The 18,364-nt window shown below is 38.4% G+C and carries 15 protein-coding genes and 1 pseudogene; 12 read left to right on the top strand and 4 right to left on the bottom strand.

Annotated elements, in window-relative coordinates; all coding sequences use genetic code 11:
• The first annotated feature begins 82 nt into the window (after positions 1 to 82).
• Complete coding sequence (locus F596_RS0103085; protein ID WP_019035825.1) at positions 83 to 550, top strand: hypothetical protein; 468 nt, start codon at positions 83 to 85, stop codon at positions 548 to 550.
• 103 nt (positions 551 to 653) lie between these two features.
• Here F596_RS0103085 and nadC read toward each other — a convergent pair whose 3' ends face one another.
• From nadC to nadB, 3 genes are read right to left on the bottom strand one after another with little or no spacing between them, the layout of a single operon-like run.
• Positions 654 to 1,526, bottom strand: coding sequence for a carboxylating nicotinate-nucleotide diphosphorylase (nadC, locus tag F596_RS0103080; RefSeq protein ID WP_019035824.1), 873 nt, complete (start codon positions 1,524 to 1,526; stop codon positions 654 to 656).
• A 19-nt stretch (positions 1,527 to 1,545) separates the two neighbouring features.
• Positions 1,546 to 2,538 carry a quinolinate synthase NadA gene (nadA, locus tag F596_RS0103075; RefSeq protein WP_008447992.1) on the bottom strand — a complete coding sequence of 331 codons (993 nt, stop codon included), beginning with the start codon at positions 2,536 to 2,538 and terminating at the stop codon, positions 1,546 to 1,548.
• A gap of 34 nt (positions 2,539 to 2,572) precedes the next feature.
• Entirely contained in the window at positions 2,573 to 4,150 is a 1,578-nt protein-coding gene (gene nadB / locus F596_RS0103070) for an L-aspartate oxidase (protein ID WP_008448044.1), read from the bottom strand.
• Between the two features lie 865 nt (positions 4,151 to 5,015).
• Between nadB and F596_RS0103065 the strand changes: the two genes are divergently transcribed.
• The 11 genes from F596_RS0103065 to F596_RS0103010 all read left to right on the top strand — a co-directional run bounded on the left by F596_RS0103065 (position 5,016) and on the right by F596_RS0103010 (position 17,987).
• On the top strand, positions 5,016 to 5,630 hold the full coding sequence (locus F596_RS0103065) for a TetR/AcrR family transcriptional regulator (protein WP_019035823.1): 615 nt from the start codon (positions 5,016 to 5,018) through the stop codon (positions 5,628 to 5,630).
• Positions 5,631 to 5,655: 25 nt separating this feature from the next.
• Positions 5,656 to 7,410 carry an ABC transporter ATP-binding protein gene (locus tag F596_RS0103060; protein WP_019035822.1) on the top strand — a complete coding sequence of 585 codons (1,755 nt, stop codon included), beginning with the start codon at positions 5,656 to 5,658 and terminating at the stop codon, positions 7,408 to 7,410.
• 28 nt (positions 7,411 to 7,438) lie between these two features.
• Positions 7,439 to 9,175, top strand: coding sequence for an ABC transporter ATP-binding protein (locus F596_RS0103055; protein WP_024992615.1), 1,737 nt, complete (start codon positions 7,439 to 7,441; stop codon positions 9,173 to 9,175).
• Between the two features lie 39 nt (positions 9,176 to 9,214).
• A complete protein-coding gene (locus F596_RS0103050; protein WP_019035820.1) occupies positions 9,215 to 11,587 on the top strand; it encodes an efflux RND transporter permease subunit in 2,373 nt (790 codons plus the stop codon).
• A 10-nt stretch (positions 11,588 to 11,597) separates the two neighbouring features.
• A complete protein-coding gene (locus F596_RS0103045; RefSeq protein WP_019035819.1) occupies positions 11,598 to 12,377 on the top strand; it encodes an outer membrane lipoprotein-sorting protein in 780 nt (259 codons plus the stop codon).
• 1 nt (position 12,378) lies between these two features.
• Positions 12,379 to 13,734: a DUF1302 family protein gene (locus tag F596_RS0103040; protein ID WP_019035818.1), complete on the top strand. Its 1,356-nt coding sequence runs from the start codon at positions 12,379 to 12,381 to the stop codon at positions 13,732 to 13,734.
• A gap of 37 nt (positions 13,735 to 13,771) precedes the next feature.
• Positions 13,772 to 13,930: a hypothetical protein gene (locus tag F596_RS11760; protein WP_019035817.1), complete on the top strand. Its 159-nt coding sequence runs from the start codon at positions 13,772 to 13,774 to the stop codon at positions 13,928 to 13,930.
• 36 nt (positions 13,931 to 13,966) lie between these two features.
• Positions 13,967 to 14,173, top strand: a complete 207-nt coding sequence (locus tag F596_RS0103030; protein WP_019035816.1) for a hypothetical protein — start codon at positions 13,967 to 13,969, stop codon at positions 14,171 to 14,173.
• Positions 14,174 to 15,403: 1,230 nt separating this feature from the next.
• Positions 15,404 to 15,709: a hypothetical protein gene (locus tag F596_RS0103020; RefSeq protein WP_019035815.1), complete on the top strand. Its 306-nt coding sequence runs from the start codon at positions 15,404 to 15,406 to the stop codon at positions 15,707 to 15,709.
• Positions 15,710 to 15,766: 57 nt separating this feature from the next.
• Positions 15,767 to 17,464, top strand: coding sequence for a DUF262 domain-containing protein (locus tag F596_RS0103015; RefSeq protein ID WP_024992616.1), 1,698 nt, complete (start codon positions 15,767 to 15,769; stop codon positions 17,462 to 17,464).
• A gap of 10 nt (positions 17,465 to 17,474) precedes the next feature.
• Complete coding sequence (locus tag F596_RS0103010; protein ID WP_008448034.1) at positions 17,475 to 17,987, top strand: TIGR00645 family protein; 513 nt, start codon at positions 17,475 to 17,477, stop codon at positions 17,985 to 17,987.
• A 166-nt stretch (positions 17,988 to 18,153) separates the two neighbouring features.
• Here the strand turns inward: F596_RS0103010 and F596_RS11985 are convergent.
• Positions 18,154 to 18,364: pseudogene (locus F596_RS11985) on the bottom strand (IS1634 family transposase); the annotation flags it as partial.

Raw genomic sequence — 18,364 nt, 5'->3', positions numbered from 1 at the left:
ATTTTAAACCTTTTATTTTGTGAAACCTTATATAATTACTTGATTTAAAATAGTATCTTTGCAAAAAATAAGCGAAAAAGTTATGAAAAAAGCAAAAATAATATCTATAATAACACTCATCTCTTTATCATTAACGATAAAAGCACAAACGGTAGATAATAAACAAAACACCCAATCATCAACACTTAATACTGAAGTAAATCCTTTTAAAGCTCATTTGGTAAACGATGAATTTCAGGTATGGCTGGATATTGATTTTATAAAAAACAGCATCAAAATACCTGGTCAAGAGATATTAGGAAACCTACCTGGATATTTTGGTGCAAAGCGTGATACACGCAAATGGATAATTTCAGAAGCCACAATAAAGGGAAATACAGCCAAACTTATCATCATAAACGATTATGGTTCAGAAGATTTAACAGCCGAATTACGTATTAACAAGAATGGCACATACTCTTTAAAGCAGCTTTCTGGCAGTACTATAAAGATAGTAGTAAACAATAAATGGCTAAAAATACCTAAAGAAATAGTATTCATTAGAAAGTAAGCTATACTATTATAACTATAATATAATAATATGCTTACTTACATTAAGACTATCATATAAACATAGCTTTAATAATGATCTTTTAATAAAGCTCTTATCGTTTCTATATTTTCAGCTTACTGCTTCCTGTTGCTTTCAGGCTCATGTCTAAGCCCTTTACGCTATGCGTTAATGCTCCAAAGGAAATGAAATCAACTCCAGCCTTAGCATATGGTATCATATTTTCATAAGTTATACCTCCACTCGACTCTGTTTCACATCTTCCATTTACTATCTTTACCGCTTTTGCAGTTTCTTCTGGTGTGAAATTGTCAAACATTATCCTATCACACCCTTCCAATAGAGCCTCTTCTAATTCTTTAAAATCGCGAACTTCACACTCTATCTTTAAGTCTTTCCCTTTATCTTTGCAATATTTCTTTGCCTTTGATATAGCGTTATGTACACCTCCACAGAAGTCTATATGATTATCTTTTAGTAGTATCATATCAAATAAGCCTATTCGGTGATTCATTCCTCCACCTATTTTTACAGCTTCCTTTTCTAACATTCTCATGCCCGGTGTAGTCTTCCTTGTATCCAGAACTCGTGTCTTTGTTCCTGCATCTATCAAAGCTTGTTGATACTTATGCGTCATTGTTGCAATACCACTCATTCTTTGAAGAACATTTAAAAGAAGTCTTTCCGTTTGCAATATACTTTGAACTTTACCTTTTACAGATAGTACAATATCGCCAGGCTTAACTTTTTCGCCATCGTTAATAAAGACTACTACCTCAAGCTCTGGATCAAACATGTGAAATATTTCTTTTGCAATGTTTATACCTGCAAATATTCCTTCTTCTTTTATTAACAACTTGCTTTCACCTATAGCATCTTTGTCTATACAACAAAGGGTGGTATGATCTCCATCACCTATATCCTCGTTAAAAGAAAGTTCTAATAATCTCCTATTACATTCTTTTTTTGAAAACATATATTATACTCCTATATTCTTATAATCTTAATCTTTTTGATATTTCTAACATCTTATTTATAGGTCTTATAGCTTTTTCGGCTATATCTTTATCTACCTCTATATTAGGCCACTCATACTTCAAGCAATTATATAACTTTTCTATAGTTATCAATTTCATAAAATTACACTCATTACATGCACAAGTACTATCATCTGGCGGGGCTGGTATAAATGTTTTTTGCGGTGCCGATTTCTGCATTTCATGTAATATTCCACTTTCTGTTGCAACAATAAATTCTTTAGCACTATCAGTAATACTAAACTTCAATAATGCTGCTGTACTACCAACTTTATCAGCTAATCTTAATATAGGACCTTTACATTCCGGGTGTGCCAGTATCTTAGCCTTTGGAAAATCCTTTTTTAATTCTAATATTCTCTCTACAGAAAATTTTTCATGTACATGACATGCTCCGTTCCAAAGTAACATATTTCTACCTGTTAGCTTGTTAATATAACTACCCAAGTTTTCATCAGGCCCAAAGATTATAGGTGTATCTTTAGGAAACGACTCTACTATTTGCCTTGCATTACTACTTGTTACAACAACATCAGTAACAGCTTTAGTTGCTGCAGTAGTATTAACATAACTAATAACAACATGATGAGGATGGGCTTTTACAAACTTTTTAAATTCATCAGCTGGGCAGCTTTCTGCCAAAGAGCAAGATGCATTCAAATCTGGAACAAGAACTACTTTGTCCGGACAAAGTATTTTATTTGTTTCTCCCATAAAATGCACACCACACATAACTATTATTTTAGCGTCAGTAGCTGCTGCTTTTTGAGCCAAAGCAAGACTATCTCCTACAAAATCAGCTACTTCTTGTATTATACTCTCCGTATAATAATGAGCCATGATGATAGCATCTTTTTCTTTACACAGCTTGCGTATTTCGCTTTTAATGTTTGCTTTATCAGGTATAGGCTCATCGATAAAACCTTTATCTATCCATTCCTGTTTTATCATAACTTTTTTTTTATTCTTACGGCGTTATTTTATTTTAATCATGCCTCGGATAATCTATTGTATAATGAAGCCCTCTACTCTCTTTACGCTCTATAGCCTGACGTGCTATAAGATAACCAACATTTATCATATTTCTTAATTCACAAATGTCTTTTGTTGGTTTTACACGCTTAAACAATTCTTCCGTTTCTTCATATAACAAATCAAGACGTTTTAAAGCTCTTTGCAAACGAAGGTTGCTACGCACTATACCTACATAGTTCGACATTATTTGCCCCACCTCTCGCTCATCTTGAGCTATCAAAACTTTCTCCTCATTAGTCATAGTACCATCATCATTCCAAAGAGGAACAGAATCGTTTATACTATAACCGTCTATTACTTTCATAACATGGTTAAAGGCTGACTTAGCATATACTACAGCCTCTATTAAAGAGTTGCTCGCCAATCTGTTACCGCCATGTAACCCTGTGCAAGAACATTCTCCAATGGCATATAATCTCTTTATAGAGCTTTCCCCGTTTAAATCTACCTTAATTCCTCCGCACATATAATGTGCACTTGGACAAACAGGAATATATTGTTTTGTAATATCAATACCTATTGATAAACATTTTTCATATATATTAGGGAAATGCTTACGTGTTTCATTTGCATCTTTATGCGTTACATCTAAACATACATGATTAAGCCCATGTATTTTCATCTCTCTATCAATGGCTCTTGCAACGATATCTCTTGGTGCTAACGATAAACGTGGGTCGTATTTATGCATAAACTCCTCTCCCGTAGGTAAACGTAAAATAGCCCCATAGCCTCTCATTGCTTCTGTAATAAGATATGCGGGGTGAGTTTCTGCTGGATTAAATAATACTGTTGGGTGAAATTGCACAAACTCCATATCTTTAACTGTGCCTTTAGCTCTATAAACCATAGCTATACCATCACCTGTAGCTATATTAGGATTAGATGTTGTAGCATATATAGCACCTACTCCTCCTGTAGCCATAACAGTTACTTTACTAAGGAATGTGTCCACCTTATTTGTTTCAGGATTTAGCACATACGCTCCAAAACATTCTATGTCTGGTGTCTTACGAGTTACTTTTACTCCTAAATGGTGTTGAGTAATTATTTCTACAGCATAATAGTGTTCAAAAACTGTTATATTCTTATTTTGCTTTACTGCTTCCAATAGTTTTTTCTGAATTTCGTTACCTGTATCATCAGCATGATGAAGAATACGAAACTCGCTATGACCACCTTCTTTATGCAAATCATAGTTTCCTTGAGGAGTTTTGTCGAAATTTACTCCCCACTCTACTAAATCTTTTATAGCTTCAGGAGCATTACGAACAACGTTCTCTACGGCCTTTCTGTCTGAAATAAAGTCGCCAGCTATCATGGTATCTTCTATATGCTTTTCAAAGTCGTCCACCTTAAAATTTGTTACAGAAGCTATACCTCCTTGCGCTTTAGACGTGTTAGATTCTTCAAGTGATGTCTTACATATTAAGGCAACTTTCCCTTTACCACTGTTTGCAGCTTTAAGTGCAAAACTCATTCCTGCTATTCCACTACCGATAACAAGAAAATCAAAATTATGTTTCATTTTAATACATAAGTTATTTTGTATACCGTAATAAATTAATTTTCAGCAGAATAAGTGCCTGAACAACTGTATAATTGCTCATAATCTTAACAAGTCGTGAATTTTACTTAGCGTAGTATCTAAAAAAAATAACAGCAAACTCAACAACTCGTATGGCAAAAATACAAATAATTTCCGACAAACTATTTGTTTTTAAAGATATTTTCTCCATCAAAAAAAACAAATTATAATCATATACCTTATAATAATGATATTTAAACAAGGAAGAAAACACGGTTTCAACTTACTAAAACTAAGCTATTACACAATAATAAGTAATATTTAATGTAAAAACAAGATATATTTGAAAAACAAAAATAGGTTATTTTTAATGGAAAAATAAATTAAAAACGCTCAAAAAATAACTTATTTTTCATTCTTATACATTGTCTTTTATCTCTACAAACACCATTTTTTTTGTCTACAAAACTATTCCTTAAGCACTAATAAACTTATTATACATCAACAGTTTAGTTAATATTATATTATTTTTCATGAAAGTAAAAGTTATAAAATAAAGACAGAATAAAAAATAAGAATTTTAATATTTACAATTCACTTATAAAAAGTTATTTTTCAAAAATAGCAAAATACCTATTTTTTGGTATTGTTACATTATAAATCCATTATTATCTTTGCATTGAATTAATTATCCATGCTGATGATAAAAAGTAAACATTACATATCACTGGAAAATAGAATCTCTTTAAACCAGGCGCACCGTTCAAAAAAACGGTGCGCTTTTTTTATGAACATAACGAAACATTGTTCATTATTAACAAACAATTACTTTCCTAATACTTACTCATAACTTTTATTATTGATTATGCAGATATTAAAAAACGACATAAAGCAACGCATTTTAAACATTGCTCGAGAGGAGTTTCTTGCACACGGCGTAAGAGATACTTCCATTCGCACAGTGGCACGAAAGGCAGGTATTGCCGTTGGCAACATATATAATTACTTTCGTAGTAAAGACAAATTGTTTTGTGAAGTGCTTTCTCCTCTTATAAAAGTACTTAACAAACACATACTATCACATAATGATGAAAAATTCCTCTCAATAGATGTTTTCAGTATGAGGCAACGACAAATAGATTATATCTTAAACATGTTATCCATTATAGAGGATTTTCGTCCAGAGCTACGCCTACTTCTATTCAAATCGGAAGGAACATCATTACAAGGGTATAAAGACAAAATGATAGATAGACAAATGCAAGAGGGTATAGAATACATACGCTTAATGAAGGAACGCTATCCACATCTTAACAGCAACATATCACCGCTGCTAATTCACTTCACTTGTTCTACGTGGATAACAGTTTTCTGCGAGATAGTAGAACACGAAGATTACAGCGACGAGGATATCAAAGTTGCCATGGAGCAGTACATGGACTTTAGCATGGCAGGGTGGAAAGCATTACTGAAACCATAAAACTATTTTTTTTTAACAAGTATATATGATAACAACACTAAAACGTTTAGGAGCTTACATGGGAGGGCGCAAATACTTGCTGCCATGCTCCGTAGGGCTATCGGCAATAAACGGACTGCTATCCCTAATTCCATTTATCCTGTTATGGATAATAGTACGCACACTACTAACAGCTAAAGGCAACCTCTCAAGCACACCACTTATAGACTATGCCTTATGGGCTTTCCTCATATCGGTGGCTAACGTGTTGCTATATTTCATTGCCCTGATGTTCTCACACTTAGCTGCCTTTCGTGTGGAAACCAACATGAGACGTAAGGGTATGAAACAGCTTTTAAAAGCTCCTATAGGCTTCTTCGATACTCAAAACACGGGGCGTATGCGCAAAATCATAGATGAAGATTCTGCACAGACGCACCAGTTTGTAGCACACATATTGCCAGACGTAGCAAGCTCCATAGTAGCCCCCATTGGAGTAATAATACTTCTTCTCGTAATAGACTGGCAACTTGGATTAGCGTCAATGGTGCCCATAGTATGCGCATTTGGCATAATGGGATTTATGATGGGCGGCAAAAACTACCAATTCCAGCGACAATATCTCGACGCACAAGAAAAGATGAGTGCAGAGGCTGTGGAATATGTAAGAGGTATTCCTGTAGTAAAAGTATTTCAACAAACAGTATTCTCTTTCAAAAAATTCTACAACAGCATTATTAGCTACCGCGACCTTAGCACTAAATTTGTTCTTATGTGGCGCACACCAATGTCTGCTTACACCACCATTATAAACGCTTTGGCATTCTTTCTTATACCCGTTGGAATCATACTCATAGGGCATGGAAAACAAGCAGGGATAGTAATATCGGATATTATATTATATGTCCTCATATCACCTGTCATAGCATTAAACATAATGCGAGCAATGTACCTCGGACAACATCTCTTTATGGCAAAAGAAGCATTAAGCAGACTGGAAGGGCTTGTATGTATAAAACCACTTTCAGAAAGCACAAAAGCACAAACATCTAAAAAGTTTGACATTAGTCTGCACGATGTATCTTTCCGTTATGAAGGAGCTAACAAAGACGCAGTGAGTCATATCAACCTTACCATTCCCGAAGGAAAGACCGTTGCGCTTGTAGGAGCGTCGGGTAGCGGAAAGACCACCATAGCAAGATTGATACCCCGCTTTTGGGACGTATGTCATGGCAGCGTTACCATAGGAGGCATAGATGTAAGAAATATGAGCAAGGACGAGCTTATGCGCAACGTGTCGTTCGTATTCCAAAACATACGACTATTCAAAACATCTATATTAGAAAACATACGATACGGTAATCCAAATGCTACAACAGATGATATTAACCGAGCCATTGACTTATCACAGAGCCGCGAAATTATTAACAATCTGCCACAAGGCATAAACACTATAATAGGTAGCGAGGGTACTTATCTCTCAGGAGGAGAACAACAGCGCATAACACTTGCCCGAGCCATACTTAAAGACGCACCTATCATAGTGCTCGATGAGGCTACTGCCTTTGCCGACCCTGAAAACGAACATCTCATTCGTAAAGCACTATCACATCTTACACATGGCAAAACAGTATTAATGATAGCACATAGACTAACCACCGTGCAAGAAGCCGACAACATTGTCGTAATAGATAACGGAAAAATAGCCGAGCAAGGTACACACAGCGACCTTATAGCTAAAAAAACGCTATATTACAACATGTGGAATGAATACAAAAAGTCAGTTACTTGGAAATTATAACCCATCACTAAAAAAAACATATATCACTATGATAAAATATCTTCAACAACGCTTTGCTCTTACCAATAAAGGAGCAAAAGACATGATACGAGGCATAATATTTTCTACATTGCTCAACTTTGCTTTAATGCTGCCACCATGCTACTTGTTTTTCTTCCTAACAGAACGCATCGACAATAATTCGCTATCACAACATCACCAACTGGTATTCTACCTGATATTAGCTGTTGTCTTAGCTGTAATAATGTTTATTATTACACGATGGCAATACGATAGTACCTACACCACCATTTATGCTGAAAGCGCACGAAGACGCATAAGCATGGCTGAAAAGCTACGCCGCCTACCTTTGGCATTCTTTGGAGAACGTAACTTGTCAGATCTAACCTCTACGGTAATGGAAGACTGCACCATGCTGGAACAAATCTTTTCACACTCCATTCCACAGATATTTGCTTCTATGACAAGCATAACACTCATAGCTATAGGCTTGTTCTGTTACGACTGGCGATTAGCCATTACCCTATTCTATGTAGTTCCGTTAAGTATTGTAACATTATTTTTTGCACGCCAAAGATTAGAGAAAGCCTATGACAAATTATATCATATTAAAAGAGGTGTAACAGAACAAATACAAGAGGGCTTAGAATGTGTACAAGAAATAAAATCATACAATGGAGAGGAAGCATATAACAATAGTTTTGATAAAAGACTGAAAGAATATGAGAAAAATTTAATTAAACATGAGTCGATAGCAGGTGTTATAGTAAACTTTTCTTTTGTACTAATAAAGTTAGGTATGCCATCAGTTATCCTTGTGGGAGCATGGCTTTTACAACGTGGAGAAGTATCTATATTCCACTACTTTGCTTTCCTCATCGCCTCGGCTATGGTGTACAACCCCATAATGGAGGTATGTACCAATATTGTTACACTCAACTTTTTAGATGTTCGCATCAAACGCATGAAAGAAATAAATGCTATGCCCACACAAGAGGGAAAGAAAGATGTAAGCATTACCAATTATGACATTGAGTTTCACAATGTATGTTTTGCATACGAAAGTAACAAACAAGTATTACAAAACGTTTCGTTCACAGTACGACAAGGAGAAATAACAGCACTTGTAGGATCATCTGGAGGAGGAAAAAGCACTGCTGCCAAGCTCGCTGCACGCTTTTGGGACACAAATAGTGGTAAGATAACACTGGGCGGACACGACATCTCTGACATAGAACCAGAGACATTACTCGAAAACTATGCCGTAGTGTTCCAAGACGTTATGCTATTTAATGCCTCCGTTGCCGACAACATACGCATAGGAAAACGCAACGCCACCGATGAAGAAATAAAGCACGCCGCTCAGTTAGCACAGTGCGATGAATTTATAAGTCGTATGCCACAAGGTTATAACACCATAATAGGCGAAAACGGAGAAACGCTCTCTGGAGGTGAACGACAACGCATATCAATAGCACGGGCCTTACTGAAAAACGCTCCTATAATACTTTTAGACGAAGCAACTGCAAGTTTAGATGCCGAAAACGAAACAAAAATACAAGCAGGAATATCCGAACTTGTACGTAACAAGACCGTCATCATCATTGCCCACCGTATGCGCACCGTCAGAAATGCCGATCATGTAGTAGTGCTATCTGGCGGAAAAGTAGTAGAACAGGGCACACCCGACGAACTAATGGCACAAAGTGGAGTATTCTGCAAAATGGTAAAAATGCAACAAGATACTACTTCTACAAACATCTAATAATAAACAAAAGTAGAAACAACGTAAAAGGAATAAATCATGAAAATAGAAAAAATAAACAACCTTTTCAGGCTGTTGGCCAGCTTGATTTTGCGCCATCGGCTTGTTGTGGGTGCGCTGTTTGTAGTAGTCATCGCCTTTTCGCTCGTTGGAGCGAAGCGCATCGTTATGAAAACCTCGTTCGACGACTATTTCCTAAGCGACGACCCCATGCTGCTAAAGACCAACGAATTCAAGTCTATTTTTGGTAACGATTACTATGTAGCAGTGCTTGTAAAGAACAAGGATATCTTCTCCAAACACAGTCTAACGCTCATTCGTGAGCTGAGCAACGAACTGAAAGATAGCTTATCGTATGCCGACAAGGTAACATCGCTCACCGATATTGAGTTTGCCTCTGGTACAGAAGAAGGTATGACCATAGAGCAGATTGTACCAGAGCAGATTCCATCGGATGCAGCTGGACTGAAAAAAATCAAGCAAAAGGCTTACAGCAAACCCTATCTGGCGAAGAAAATGGTATCGACAGATGGAACAATGACATGGATAATGGTAAAGCTGCGTCCCTTTCCAGCAGACAGTGTTTGGAAAAAGACAAGCGACATGGCTCCCGACATGATTACTGGCAGGGAAACTGGACATATCATAAGCAAGGAAAAATATGCAGAACTATCGCCTGCTGCCGCAGGAATGCCTTATCTGAGCTATGAAAAGGTGGTCTATCTCAAGGGCGAAATGGGACGATTGTTCCTCTTCGCATTTATCATCTCTATTGTGGTAATGCTCATCGTAACTCGTTCGCTACGCGGAGTAATAGCACCATTGCTAACATCTATCTTAGGACTGCTCATCAGCTTTGGCATCATCGGCTGGACAGGCATCTACATAGACATGACAACCATGATGATAGCCGTCATTCTCACCTTTGCTTGCTCCATTGCATACAACATACACCTATACAACTTCTTCAAGACTCGCTTCGTAGAAACAGGTAAGCGCAGGCTATCCATCATCGATGCTATGGGAGAGACTGGTTGGGGCGTATCGCTCTCGGCACTCACCACCGTAGCTGCCATGATGACTTTCCTTTCTATGAACATCGTACCCATGCAGGCTATTGGCCTCAATACATCAATCTGTCTGCTCGCTGTATTAATTACCTGCCTCTTCATCACTCCCATTCTGCTATCGTTTGGCAAGGATAGAAGACCAGCCGCCAACATGTCGAAAAGTTTTGAGGGCTATATTGGCAATCGGTTTGAGCGATTCGGGAGCTTTGTCATACGCAATCATCGAGGCATTGTCGCTTTGTCGGTGGTGCTGACTATTTTCTGTGGTATCGGGCTATTCTTCATAGAACCAGCGTTCGACATTGAGAAGACAATGGGTAGAAAAGTGCCTTACGTCAACAAATTCCTCAATCTTTGCGAAACGGAACTCGGCTCCATGTATGCCTACGATTTGATGATTACGCTGCCGCACGACAACGATGCCAAGAAACCAGAAAATTTACAGAAGCTCGACCTATTATCAAAAATTGCTGATGGCTACAAGCTAACTAAACGCCACAACTCCATCACTGACATTGTGAAAGACATGAATTGCACTCTAAACGGAAACAAGCAACAATTTTACACCATTCCCAACAATGCCGATATGGTAGCGCAACTGCTGTTACTATACGAAAACGCTGGAGGAACGGAGTCGGAATACTGGATGGACTACAACTATAAACGGCTAAGGCTACAAATAGAACTTAAAGACTACAACTCCAACGAAGCGGAAAAGGAAATGAACAACCTTCAGACAGAGGCAAGCCGTCTCTTCCCCGATGCACACGTTTCAGTAGTGGGAAATGTTCCACAATTCACCGTCATGCAACAGTATGTGGAGCGAGGGCAAATGTGGTCTATGATACTATCGGTACTGGTTATTGGCATTATCCTCGTTCTGATTTTTGGAAACTGGAAAGTGGGACTCGTAGGTATGATACCCAACATAGCCCCTGCCATTATCGTAGGTGGAATGATGGGCTGGCTCGGCTACCCACTCGACATGATGACCGCTTCGCTAATCCCGATGATATTGGGTATCGCTGTCGATGACACCATTCATTTCATTAACCACAGTCATGTGGCATACGACAAATATGGCAACTACAAAACAGCCATCAACCGCACCTTCCGCACCGAAGGACTTGCCATTGTAATGTCCACTGTCGTCATCTCGGCTACATTCATGGGATTCGTCTTCTCCGATGCCACACAAATGTGCAATTGGGGCATACTGGCAGTGGCTGGAATGGTATCGGCTTTATTGGCTGACCTCTTCCTTACCCCTATCCTCATAGACTATCTCCACATATTCAAGCAAGAGAAAGCAAACATAAACAACACTCAAAATAACAATTAAAACAAAAAATATGAAAACAAGAAATTTTATATTGCTGCTCATCGCCCTATTGGCAATTGGCAGCGCACAGGCAGCAGGACTGTCTGGTAGGGATATTATGCAAAAAGTAAAAAACAGACCTGATGGCGACACACGCTACGCTAACGTAGAGATGACACTCATTCAGCGAAGTGGACACAAGCGCATCAGAAAACTCGAATCATGGGCAATGGACATAGGCAAGGACACTAAGAAAATTATGTTTTTCACTTATCCCGGAGATGTGAAGGGAACAGGATTCCTCACATGGGAGTACGACAATCCTCGTAAGGTGGACGACAAGTGGCTCTATCTGCCTGCCATGAAAAAGACAAGACGCATCAGCGGTAAGTCGTCGAAGACCGACTACTTCATGGGTAGCGACTTTACCTACAACGACATGAGTATGCGCAGTGTAGACGAGGAACGACACCAGCTCCTGCGAGAAGAAAACTTAGGAGGACACAGATGCTGGGTGGTGCAGTCGATTCCTAACGACAAGGACGAAATCTATGCACGTCGGGTAACGTGGATAAGACAGGACTGTTTGATGGCTGTCAAGGCAGAATATTACGACAAACTAAACAAGCTACACCGCCGACTCTCTATCTCCAATATCGACAAAGTACAGGGATTCTGGACGATGCACCTCATGCTAATGGAAAATGTGCAGACGGGGCACAAGACCATCATTCGCATGGATAACCAGCGATTCAACATCAAGGTGGCACCCAACCTCTTCACCGTTTCCAAATTGGAGAAAGGACTCTGATATGAAAACACTCTGGTTATGTATGCTATTGCTTGTGCCTATGTTCTCGGCACAAGCATCAGCCCAAATAGACACACTGCAAACAGAGAACGACACTATTGTTTGTAAAGATAGCATTAACAATTTAGAAAACACTGTCTATAGTTTGGAAAGAGTTTCGCAAGAAGCGGCCGAAACTACCAATGATAACAATTTACAGTTACAGCTGAAAGGTTTTCTTGATACCTATCACGCCATAAGGACAGAGGGAACAGCCGAGTGGATGGCATCGAGGACTCGAGTACGAGGAGAGCTGAAACTTGAAAAAGGGGCAGCTTCACTCTTTGTGTCACTGAACGCTATCTACAACGGTATACTCAAAGCACACACACAACTGGAGCTGCGCGAGGCTTATCTTACATACGAAAAGGGTAATCTTGACCTGCGTGTAGGAAGGCAGATTGTAGTATGGGGGGTAGCAGATGCACTGCGACTTACCGACTGTGTATCGCCGTTCGACTATACCGAATTTCTCGCACAGGACTATGACGACATTCGTATGCCTGTCAATTCCCTACGTGCTAAGTATACAATAAAAATGGTTACTATTGAGGCTGTATGCAATCCTGTAACCGATTTCTTCATACTGCCCACCGATAAGCGCAATCCATGGGCTATACGCCTGTCGTCCTCACAATTGCCCTATACAATAGATTTAGAAAGCGGAAAACCCAAAAAACAACTAAAGAATATGGAGTTTGGCGGACGCATAAGCGTAAACCTAAGTGGAATAGATTTCTCTGTGAGTGGCTTGCGGACGTGGAACAAGCAGCCTGCCTTTTGCTCTAAACTGAAGGCTGACGGAAAATCACTTCTCATAACCGGTCAGTACCACCGTATGACTATGCTCGGTGCCGACTGCTCTATGCCCATAGGTAAGTGTGTTGTCCGTGCCGAAATAGCCGACTATATAGGCGAGGCGCAGAGTGTAATCTTGGGGCAAAATGCTGTGCAACGCAACTCTCTCAACGCCCTTGCAGGACTTGATTTGTATCTGAGCAACAACTGGAACATAAGCCTTCAGTACTGCCACAAATACACTTCGGGCAACCTTGACGGACTTTCTGCCTATCACAATGCAGGACTTGCCACCGCACGGCTTGCAAAAGAACTGCTACACAACACGCTGAAAATATCTACCTTTGCCTACATTGATGTAACAGACGGTGGTATCTTCAATCGTTGCTCGGCTTCCTATTCACTTAACGACCAAATAGAGCTTACCGCTGGCTACGACTATTTCCATGCCGACAAAGGTAAGTTCGCTATGTACAATAAAAACTCTGAAACATGGGTAAAAGTTAAATACAGTTTCTAAAAATATATTAGTCAGAGCCGATTTCACAAAAAAGATATTGTCTGATACTACCACCGAAGATAAAACAGAGACGGCAGAAACGACAATTCGTATTCTTTCGCCAGTCTTACAGCAAGGACATGGAAAAGTTTGGAAAGGAAACTATTCAGGAAAGACAATTGATTTCAAAGTCTTAGACAAGGAGTTCTTGGAATAAGTTTATAATAATGAAATTAAATTTGGGACAAATACAGTGATAACTTGTACTCTTATTACTATTACAAAAAAGAAAGTAGAGAATGGAGAACACACAAACTTAAAACCTGAATATGCTGTGAAAGATATTCTCCAGTGGGAATATGACAATACCTTTAAGAATAGTACCAAACGATATAAGAAAATTAAGGCTAACGAGCAACAGTTAGATTTATTTAATCAAGATCAAATCCAATATAAATAAGAGTTTTACTAAAAACATATAAAGAAAGATTATAAACTGAGCTTACTGAAATTTGATTCCATGCTAATACTCTTGAAATTGTCTTATAAGACAATTTTTGCTATCTAATAGCTATTGATAATTAGATCGCTACTGAGATGGCTTTTTGAGTAAGAAAAACCATAATCGGGTAGGAGGTAAATGTTATTCATAAAAGGCATTTACCTCCTACTTTCACATTTACCGACCTCCCACACCACCGTACGTGCCGTTCGGCATACGGCGGTTTTTCATACTTTTACACCTCACGGTATGTGGCAAGTTATTTTCAGCTATCCATTTGAGTAACGTCACTTCCATTCTATTGTCGGATTCCGTTCTATTGCCTTGAATAGAGAACTCCTTTCGGATATCTGACGAAGAGATTCGTAGAGTAACATTCATTTACTATTACACTGAACGTGTAGGCACACGTACCTTGGGGACTATGACCTCTGCTAACCTCTAACGGCAACCTTTACTCCGCTTCTTTCGTAAAAACAACTATTAAAAACGTCCGTGAGACCTCCTCGGATAAGAACATTATCTTTCCATCTTATGCCTACTTCATTTAGACCAGCCGTTCCGAATAGCTATAGGGCTTTGGTTTGTTTTGCAATCTTATCCACGGTTATATGCCTTGTATGAAATTCCTGTTCGTTAGGTCAGATGTTTGCCGCCAGCTTCCTTTAGATTTCACCTCACAATGAACACCCTTGCTCTTGGCTATGTAATTCCCGCTATTAGGGCTAACTCGGACTTCCACCCGAGATAGATAATGCTCATGCCGAGCGTACAACAGAAACCTGCATCAATAATGATGCGGGGTTTCTTTTTCTCTTCTCTTGAAAAATCTTTGTTGCTTTTCATCAAAAATATTAGTTTCCTCCAGAATATCTCAGAAAATTTATATCTTTGCAGTCGAGCGTATTATATGCTCATATTTTTTGGTAAAAAAGAGGCGTTATGTCTTCTTCTTGTATGTGAAAAGCGTCGGAAACTATTCACTTATATAGACAAGAGATGGCTTAATGGTCTCCACGCATATAGCGTGGGGCTGTTATTCTCACATCTGTCTATAGAGGTATTCCGACCACCTTCACATTAAGATGTGGATATACAGTTCCACGCTTCTTGCATGAATACTCTAATACCCCAATAGGAACTGTAAGGGAATAACAGTTGCGCCCGACACGAATTAGGGAAGATAAAATGATAGCAGATGTAATTCTAAAAAATGGATGGTATCAATCATTAAATGAGTCTGGCAAAAGGATTCAAGAGAAGTCCCAGAGTTCAATGGGTGAGCTTCAGGGCTTTACAGACAGATTTATGGTTTTTTACGAGAATGGCTGGTTTAAAACAGTTGATGAAACATTCCAAAAGATAGCAGAAAAATCCGAAAGCAGTGTTGGAATGTTCAAAAATGCGACAGGGACATATATGGTTTTTGTCAAAAACGGTTGGGCCGTTACCTACGACATGAAATTCAAGAAAATTAGTGAAAGACACGTTTAAACAATATTAACCAGCAGAGTGGCATGTGCGAGCTTTACTGGTTCTACCTAATTTACAATGGAATCATTAACTAATATTTCTGCAATGCTCTCGGGCAAGAGCATTGCAGTGCCTAACTATCAACGTGCTTACTCATGGGACACAGATAGTGCAAACAAAAGTGCGAAGCAAGTCAATATATTCTTATCAGATTTACAGGATTATATACATAGTCATACTTCTACGCCATACTATTTCGGACATTTCCTTTTTGAAGAAAAAGGAGAGAACGAGTATGCTATCATAGACGGACAGCAGCGATTGACAACTACTGTTATCTTTCTATCTACTCTCTATAAACGATTGAAAGAAATTAGAAATATAGACAAGGTGGAAGATTTCGATGATGACTTGTATATATCCTATTGCAACACAATTAAACAGCGAAGTCAATATCGTTTTTCTACTGTGGATTACGACAATCAGATGTTCCGAGACTATGTTATAGAACAAACATCCAATAATCATAGCGATATAGATACGCTTTCAAAGGCGAGAATTGTGGCTGCATTCGATTATTTTACAGCACAGCTTGCAGATATTGAAGAAAAAGATCTTCTAGCTCTTCTCAACGCCATTACCCATGCTTCATGCACTACACACGTAGTTAAAGATGCCGCAGAGGCTGTACAGATGTTTATTTTCCAAAACAACCGTGGGAAAAAACCCACCAAATTGGAAATCATTAAGGCTCAGTTTATGTATCATATACATTTACATGCGCCATCAGAGGAGACAGAGCCTATATTATCAGAAATAACAGAAAGATTTGAGCATATCTATAAATCAATTTCACAAATAGAGAGCTATCTCGATGAAGATAATATCCTGAATTATACCGTCAAGATTTTCAGAAACAATTTGGAAGATATCAGCTCCACAGACTTTGTAAATGAACATTTAGGTAAAGGAGTCAATAGCATTGCTTTTATACGTGACTTTACACGCTTATTGGCCTCATGCTTTGCCCAAGCTGCCAAATTTCTCCAGCAAGAAAAAAGAAATATGGCTTATCATGCCTTGTTGGTTTCGGCAGACAAAGGTATCATGTTCCCCTTTATCATCAAAGCCATGCGTAATGGTATGGAACAGGATGGACTAAACCTATTGGCAAAATCTTTAGAACAAATATTCTTACGCAATCGTGTTATCGGCACTCGTGCTAATTTGCTGTGGCGCCTCAATAAATGCTATCAAGAAATGAAATCTGATGCAATGACAGTTGTCAATCATATTGAATGGATGAAAAATCGAAATGATTGGTGGGGATTTTGGAATAACGGAGAGCTTGCTCGTTGTCTCAATATGGGGATGAATCATCAAACAGCAAAAATTCTCTTATGGAAATACGAAAACCATCTGATAGTAAGTGGAAAATCAGGTTATAACCCTGTTAGATATGACAGCATTGAGACTCCGCACCTTGAACACATCGCACCACAGACCGAAAACACAGAAGCAGATAATGGTTATTGCTCTTATGATGAAGATTTCTATAACCGATATTTGGAAAATTTGGGCAACTATTTGCTGCTGTCTGGCAGTCATAATATGTCATTGAGCAATGGCAGATTCCAGATAAAGCGTGATAGCTATACACACTTACAGCAACAGTTAGAAGTTCAGAGAATGACGGAGAATGACCTACTTTGGGACAAAGAGAAAATTCATCAGCGTCACTTAAAGATAGTCAACTTTTTGATACAAGCACTTTAAAAATAATAGCATGAGTAATAAATTAGAAAAGGCGATAGAGTGGTGTGTCTTTCAAAGTAGATGGCTTCAAGTTCCTGTATATCTTGGCATGTGCGTCGTGATGGGAATGTATTCTTACGTTTTTTGTAAAGAAGTCATACATAGCCTGATAAACATAGAGACTTTCACAGAAGAAACGATGCTTATGCTGGCCATAGGTATTGTGGATGTTTCAATGGTTTTGAATTTAATCATTGTGTGCGTAATTGGAGGATACTGGTCGTTTGTCAGCAGACTGGAGATTATTGAGAAAGACAAGGATAGTTGTCAGTTCGGTTATCTTGGTAAGATAAATCCAAATGCATTAAAGCACAAATTGATGATTTCGCTAATTAGTATTTCTGCCGTTCATTTATTGGAAACATTTGTAGCTGAGAATATTGACACACAACACACAATTATGCAAATTAGTATTCATATTGTGTTCGTTTTGTCCGCTTTGGGCATTACATACATGGATAAAATCGGGCATACACAACATTAAAACAGAATAGAGAATAAATGTTCGAGTGAAGGAAACGTCTATACAGTATTTCCTTCACTCGTTTTTTATCTCACATTTTCTCCATCAGCCTGTCCATATCTCTTGACCCAAGTTTAACACCCACTTTCGCCTAATTGTTACTGTTACCGTACTTTCCTCGTTTTTCTTATGAGTTCTGTGTCCTACAAATTTTATTCTTTTTGAATGGTGAGTGTTTTAATTTCAACTTATCGTATATCTGTTTTGCTTGCTTCGAAGGACTACTGCATTGGCGCATCTCAATAGTTTCACCTAACGGGTTCTTCCCTTTTGTGGTAACGAGTTTTTGGGTGTTCATACGTCGTACAATCTCGGTCCAGTAACAGGATTCTCCTTCT

Source organism: Prevotella amnii DSM 23384 = JCM 14753 (assembly GCF_000378745.1).
Lineage (GTDB): Bacteria > Bacteroidota > Bacteroidia > Bacteroidales > Bacteroidaceae > Prevotella > Prevotella amnii.
The sequence above is the reverse complement of the archived record's forward strand: the minus strand, read 5'-3'. Positions and strand labels throughout refer to the sequence as shown.